Below are 6,511 nucleotides of genomic sequence, written 5' to 3'. Positions count from 1 at the left end.
CGGATGGCGACGCGGGGGCGTCTTATCCGGCCTACGGATTAAATGACGTCAATCTCGGCAACGGAGGGATAGATCCAGCTTGGTCTGAATGGCATGTTGTCAATATCGTCAAGTTTGGATACGCCAGACAGTACCAGGATAGTTTCCAGACCCGCCTGGAAACCTGCCAGAATATCGGTGCGCAGGTTGTCGCCAACAATGACAGTTTCTTCTGAGTGCGCCTGCATTTTGTTGAGTGCCGCGCGAATAATCCACGGGCTGGGTTTGCCGACATAAAACGGTTTACGGCCGGAGATCTTCTCAATACCGGCGCAGAGCGCACCACAGGCCGGGTAAAATCCGCGACCATGGGTATCCGGGTTAGTGGCGATAAAACGAGCGCCGTTGGCGACAAAATACGCCGCTTTATGCATCATGTCCCAGTTATAGGAACGCGTCTCGCCAACAATCACAAAATCGGGGTTCACGTCGGTAATGGTAAATCCAGCTTTATACAGTTCGTGAATTAACGCGCCTTCACCTACCACATAGGCCTTTTTTCCTTCCTGGCGACGAAGAAAATCAGCGGTAGCCATCGCGGAAGTATAAAAGACGCTATCAGGGACATTCACACCTGCGGTGGCGAAGCGGTTTGCCAGATCTTGCCCGGTCTGCGAAGGGTAGTTAGTCAGCAGGACTAACGGCAGACCTTTTTCCAGGATCCCAGTCAGAAATTCTGCCGCACCCGGTACAGCAACATTGTCGTGCATCAGCACGCCGTCGATATCACAAATTACATTCTTAATGGTCATGGACAATCCGACATTAAAAAAAGAAGGCATTACTATACACAAAATACACTACATCATTCGAGTTGCATCAAGGCGGCAAGTCTGCGAACTCCTGGAGCTTACTGAAATAAGTGACCGGGGTTCGCAGATGCAGCTTGAAGGATGACGTGTATTAGCTTTCCAGCAAACGCTGCAGCAATGTCCCGTTGAGCATTGCGCGTTTCACCAGCGCAAATGCACCAATCGCTGAACGGTGATCCAGCGTGGAACGTACCACCGGCAAATTGTGGCGAAACGCCTTCAGTGCCTGATTATTAATGCAGCTTTCTATTGCCGGAAGCAGGACTTTATCTGCTTCGGTAATCTCACCGGCAATGACGACTTTTTGCGGGTTAAACAGGTTAATTGCAATCGCGATGGTTTTACCCAGGTGTCGACCAACGTGCTCGATAACTTCTGCTGCCAGATTGTCACCTTTGTTGGCTGCCTTACAGATAGCTTTGATACTGCAATCATCCAGCGTGAGCCGGCTTGGATAGCCTTGTTTTAGCAAGTTTTGTACGCGGTGTTCGATAGAAGCATTGGCCGCAATGGTTTCCAGACAGCCGAAATTACCGCAGTGACAGCGCTCACCCAGCGGTTCTACCTGAATATGACCAATCTCACCCACGTTGCCATTGCGACCGATAAAAATGCGGCCATTGGAGATAATCCCTGCGCCGGTTCCGCGGTGAACACGCACCAAAATAGAGTCTTCGCAATCCTGACTTGCCCCGAAATAGTGCTCAGCCAGCGCCAGGCTGCGAATATCGTGACCAACAAAGCAGGTGACTTTGAAGCGTTTTTCGAGCGCTTCGACCAGCCCCCAGTTTTCGACCTGAATGTGTGGCATATAGCGGATGACGCCGCTTTCAGGATCGACAAGGCCTGGCAGGATAACGGAGATTGCAATCAGCTCACGGATTTTCCGCTGGCAACTGTCAATAAAGGTGGCAATGGTGTTGAGCAGCGCGTGCTCCAGCGTTTCCTGGGTGCGCTCCGGGAGAGGGTAGTGCTCTTCAGCAACCACTTTGCTGCTCATATCATAGAGCGTCAGCGTCGTATCGTGACGGCCCAGTCGTACGCCAATTGCGTGGAAATTGCGGGTTTCGGTGACGATAGAGATAGCGCGGCGGCCCCCGGTGGAGGCCTGCTGATCGACTTCTTTGATCAGCCCGCGTTCGATCAGTTGACGCGTAATTTTGGTTACGCTGGCGGGGGCAAGCTGGCTTTGCTCGGCAATCTGAATTCGCGAGATTGGCCCATGCTGGTCAATCAGGCGATAAACCGCCGCGCTGTTAAGCTGTTTTACGAGATCAACATTACCTATTTGAGCTTGTCCGCCTGGTGTCATTCTTTCTCTTACTCAGTAACGACCTCGTTGCCATTAACGATGGTCTTGATAATTTTAAAGTCGTGCGTGAACGCGGTCAGGTTGGCTACTTTGCCTGGCGCGATGCTGCCGAGTTGTTTGTCGACGCCAATGGCGCGAGCAGGGTAGAGCGTTGCCATGCGCAGGACTTCGTCCAGTGCGATACCGCAATGTTCAACCAGATTGCGTACACCTTCGATCATGGTTAATGATGAACCGCTCAGCGTGCCGTTCTCATCAACACACAGTCCATTGCGGTAGTATATTGTTTTACCAGCGAAAATGAACTGCTCAATGTTTGCCCCCGCCGGCGCGGTCGCGTCGGTGACCAGGCACAGCTTGTCGCCTTTCAGGCGTTTAGCATTGCGGATGTTGGCATAGTCAACATGCATGCCATCGGCGATGATACCGCAATAAATATCTGCCTCATCCAGAATCGCGCCTGCCAGACCTGGTTCGCGACCGGTAATATAAGGCATCGCGTTGAACAGATGTGTTGCAAAGGAAATGCCTGCACGGAAACCGATTTTTGCTTCCTTCAGCGTCGCGTTAGAGTGGCCCGCAGACACCACGATACCGGCATTCACCAGTTGGGTGATCACTTCGACAGGAACCATTTCAGGCGCCAGCGTCACTTTGGTGATGACATCCGCATTATCGCACAGGAAATCGACAAGTGCAGCGTCCGGTTGACGCACAAATCCCGGATTATGCGTACCTTTTTTCACCAGGTTCAGCCACGGACCTTCAAGGTGTAGCCCTAATGCTTGATTTGGATGCTTAGCGAGGTATTCACGCATGACGCGAACGCCCTGCTTCATCAGGTCATCGCTGGTGGTGATTAGCGTTGGCAGATAGTTGGTGCAGCCAGATTTTTCATTGGCTTTTTGCATGATTTCCAGCGTCTCAACGGTAACGGCTTCTGCCGTATCGTTAAACTGTACACCGCCACAGCCGTTTAACTGCACATCAATAAAACCGGGGGAGACAATGGCTCCATTCAGCGAGCGCTGTTCAATCCCTGACGGCAATTCAGACAGTGGGCAAACGCTATCGATCAGGCCATTGGCGACAACAATCGCATGGTCATCAAGAATTTCGTGACCGGTAAAAATCCGGCCCTGGGTTAAAGCATACATTCCGACCCCCGATTTCAAAAAAATGCCGCCCTGCACGTTTTCGACAGGGCGGAGACATCATTACAGACCTTTAATATTTTCCGCTTCTAACTCGTTAAAGTATTTCAGCGTCTTCACTTTCAGTTCCATAGTGGAAGGTTCATCGCAGACCACAACTGCTTTCGGATGAAGCTGCAGACAGCTGATGGTCCACATATGGTTAACGTTGCCTTCAACAGCCGCCTGCAGCGCCTGCGCTTTCTGGTGACCCAGCACCAGGATCATTACTTCTTCAGCATCCAACAGGGTGCCCACGCCTACGGTCAGTGCATATTTAGGCACCTGGCTTACGTCGCCGTCAAAGAAGCGTGAGTTTGCTACGCGGGTGTCGTGGGTCAACGTTTTGATACGGGTACGGGAAGCCAAAGAGGAAGCCGGTTCGTTGAACGCGATGTGACCATCGTTGCCTACACCGCCCATAAACAGATGGATTTTACCGTAAGAACGGATTTTCTCTTCATACTGACGGCATTCTGCATCAATATCCGGCGCGTTACCATTGAGGAGGTTGATGTTTTCTGCTGGAATATCAACATGATCAAAGAAGTTACGGTGCATAAAGCTGTGATAGCTTTCCGGATGTTCCTTCGGCAGGCCAACGTATTCGTCCATGTTGAAAGTGACAACATGTTTGAAGCTCACCTGGCCCGCTTTGTGCATTTCGACTAATGCTTTATAGGCAGTCAGCGGAGTGCCGCCAGTCGGCAGGCCCAGAACGAACGGACGATCTGCCGTTGGTTTGAACGCGTTAATGCGGTTAACGATATGGCGAGCAGCCCATTTGCCGACTTGTTCAGCGGTATTCAGGGGGATCAGTCTCATTCTTCACCTCAAAAGTAAATGTAAGCAGTTGGCGGATTGAGTCTCTGTACAGTATTAAGCGTAACCTGGTTTTGCATCGGTAAGGATCAATCCGTTTCGATTTTTTGAATGATAAAATAAGTTTTCGTAGTTAGCCAGTGTAAGGGAGGGTTAATAACGATATTTGGTGATTGGAATCACAAAAAACACGCTTTTAATTTGCGATACGAATTAATTTTTCACACACTCTGAATGTAGATGAATGGTTAATGTTGTTGTCCCAAAATCTCTTGCTGTTGCAGTTAGGAATGGTCGCACAATAAAAATATGGCTTCAAAGGAGCCTAATCGGGGTCTCGTAGGGGGAATAAAATGAATATTTTAGGTTTTTTCCAGCGGCTGGGTAGGGCGTTACAGCTCCCCATCGCGGTGCTGCCAGTCGCGGCACTGTTGCTGCGATTCGGCCAACCAGATTTACTGAACGTACCCTTCATCGCGCAAGCGGGTGGAGCTATCTTTGATAACCTCGCGTTAATTTTTGCTATCGGTGTGGCTTCCAGCTGGTCTAAAGACAGCGCGGGTGCGGCAGCGCTGGCAGGTGCGGTTGGTTATTTCATATTGACCAAAGCAATGGTTACCATTAACCCGGCGATCAACATGGGCGTGCTGGCGGGTATCATCACCGGTCTGGTCGGCGGTGCTGTGTATAACCGTTGGTCTGGCATCAAACTGCCTGATTTCCTGAGCTTCTTCGGCGGCAAACGTTTTGTACCCATCGCCACTGGCTTCTTCTGTTTGATACTGGCTGCTATCTTCGGCTACGTGTGGCCGCCGGTGCAGAATGCCATCCATGCGGGTGGTGAGTGGATCGTGGGCGCTGGCGCGCTGGGTTCTGGTATTTTTGGCTTCATCAACCGTCTGCTGATCCCAACCGGTCTGCATCAGGTGCTGAACACCATCGCCTGGTTCCAGATTGGCGAATTCACTAACGCTGCAGGTACCGTATTCCACGGTGATATCAACCGCTTCTACGCGGGTGACGGCACTGCGGGTATGTTCATGTCTGGCTTCTTCCCGATCATGATGTTTGGTCTGCCGGGTGCGGCTCTGGCGATGTACTTCGCCGCGCCGAAAGCGCGTCGTCCGATGGTCGGCGGTATGCTGCTGTCCGTTGCTATCACCGCATTCCTGACCGGTGTTACCGAGCCGCTGGAATTCCTGTTTATGTTCCTGGCTCCGTTGCTGTACCTCCTGCACGCCGTTCTGACGGGTATCAGCCTGTTCGTTGCGACGCTGTTGGGGATCCATGCGGGCTTCTCTTTCTCCGCAGGTGCTATCGACTACGTGTTGATGTACAACCTGCCGGCTGCAAGTAAGAACGTCTGGATGCTGGTCGCCATGGGTCTGGTATTCTTCGTTATCTACTTCGTCCTGTTCAGCGCGGTTATTCGTTTGTTTAACCTGAAAACGCCGGGCCGCGAAGATAAAGAAGACGAGATTGTTACTGACGAAGCAAACAGCAATACCGAAGAAGGTTTAGCTCAACTGGCAACCAACTACATTGCTGCGGTTGGCGGTACGGATAACCTGAAAGCGATTGATGCCTGTATCACCCGTCTGCGTCTGACCGTTGGCGATTCTGCCCGCGTCAATGATGCGATGTGCAAACGCTTAGGCGCATCGGGTGTGGTTAAGCTGAACAAACAAACTATTCAGGTTATCGTGGGTGCGAAAGCTGAATCTATCGGCGACGAAATGAAGAAAGTTGTGGCTCGCGGCCCGGTTGCGGCAGCGTCTACTGACAATGCCCCGACAGCGGCTGCCCCGATTGCAAAACCGCAGGCTGTCGCGAATGCGGTCACCATTGAAGCGCTGGTTTCTCCGATTACCGGTGATGTGGTTGCACTGGAGCAGGTGCCTGATGAAGCCTTCGCCAGCAAAGCAGTGGGTGACGGCGTGGCGGTAAAACCAACGGATAAAATCGTGGTTTCTCCGGCAGCGGGTACTATTGTGAAAATCTTCAACACCAACCATGCGTTCTGTCTGGAAACGGAAAAAGGCGCGGAAATCGTGGTCCATATGGGTATCGATACCGTGGCGCTGGAAGGTAAAGGCTTTAAACGTCTGGTTGAAGAAGGTGCGGTTGTTGCAGCAGGTCAACCGATTCTGGAAATGGATCTGGAATATCTGAACGCCAACGCACGTTCCATGATTAGCCCGGTTGTGTGCAGCAACAGCGATGATTTCGGTGCGCTGGTCATTAAAGCCGAAGGTCATGTGGTTGCCGGTCAGACACCGCTGTATGAGATTAAAGGTAAATAACTGCTCCTGAGTAAAGTGAGTTAAGTGCCT

The 6,511-nt window shown here is 51.5% G+C and carries 5 protein-coding genes; 1 reads left to right on the top strand and 4 read right to left on the bottom strand.

Annotated elements, in window-relative coordinates; translation table 11 throughout:
- Positions 1 to 38: 38 nt before the first annotated feature.
- From nagD to nagB, 4 genes are all read right to left on the bottom strand, one after another.
- Positions 39 to 791: a ribonucleotide monophosphatase NagD gene (gene nagD, locus FDX03_RS00915; protein ID WP_137345352.1), complete on the bottom strand. Its 753-nt coding sequence runs from the start codon at positions 789 to 791 to the stop codon at positions 39 to 41.
- 151 nt (positions 792 to 942) lie between these two features.
- Positions 943 to 2,163 (bottom strand): N-acetylglucosamine repressor, encoded by a 1,221-nt coding sequence (locus tag FDX03_RS00910; protein ID WP_048212283.1) that lies wholly within the window; start codon positions 2,161 to 2,163, stop codon positions 943 to 945.
- 8 nt (positions 2,164 to 2,171) lie between these two features.
- A complete protein-coding gene (gene nagA / locus FDX03_RS00905) occupies positions 2,172 to 3,320 on the bottom strand; it encodes an N-acetylglucosamine-6-phosphate deacetylase (RefSeq protein WP_061067522.1) in 1,149 nt (382 codons plus the stop codon).
- A 60-nt stretch (positions 3,321 to 3,380) separates the two neighbouring features.
- Positions 3,381 to 4,181 (bottom strand): glucosamine-6-phosphate deaminase, encoded by an 801-nt coding sequence (gene nagB / locus FDX03_RS00900; RefSeq protein WP_003022803.1) that lies wholly within the window; start codon positions 4,179 to 4,181, stop codon positions 3,381 to 3,383.
- Positions 4,182 to 4,531: 350 nt separating this feature from the next.
- Here nagB and nagE point away from each other — a divergent pair, with 350 nt between their 5' ends.
- On the top strand, positions 4,532 to 6,481 hold the full coding sequence (nagE, locus tag FDX03_RS00895) for a PTS N-acetyl glucosamine transporter subunit IIABC (protein ID WP_048212281.1): 1,950 nt from the start codon (positions 4,532 to 4,534) through the stop codon (positions 6,479 to 6,481).
- Positions 6,482 to 6,511 lie beyond the last annotated feature (30 nt).

Source organism: Citrobacter sp. wls827 (assembly GCF_005280875.1).
Lineage (GTDB): Bacteria > Pseudomonadota > Gammaproteobacteria > Enterobacterales > Enterobacteriaceae > Citrobacter > Citrobacter youngae.
The sequence above is the reverse complement of the archived record's forward strand: the minus strand, read 5'-3'. Positions and strand labels throughout refer to the sequence as shown.

What these genes read in the sequence shown, in the direction of transcription:
- nagD (WP_137345352.1), bottom strand. Translation starts at nt 791, where the DNA reads ATGACCATTAAGAATGTAATTTGTGATATCGACGGCGTGCTGATGCAC.
- FDX03_RS00910 (WP_048212283.1), bottom strand. Translation starts at nt 2,163, where the DNA reads ATGACACCAGGCGGACAAGCTCAAATAGGTAATGTTGATCTCGTAAAA.
- nagA (WP_061067522.1), bottom strand. Translation starts at nt 3,320, where the DNA reads ATGTATGCTTTAACCCAGGGCCGGATTTTTACCGGTCACGAAATTCTT.
- nagB (WP_003022803.1), bottom strand. Translation starts at nt 4,181, where the DNA reads ATGAGACTGATCCCCCTGAATACCGCTGAACAAGTCGGCAAATGGGCT.
- nagE (WP_048212281.1), top strand. Translation starts at nt 4,532, where the DNA reads ATGAATATTTTAGGTTTTTTCCAGCGGCTGGGTAGGGCGTTACAGCTC.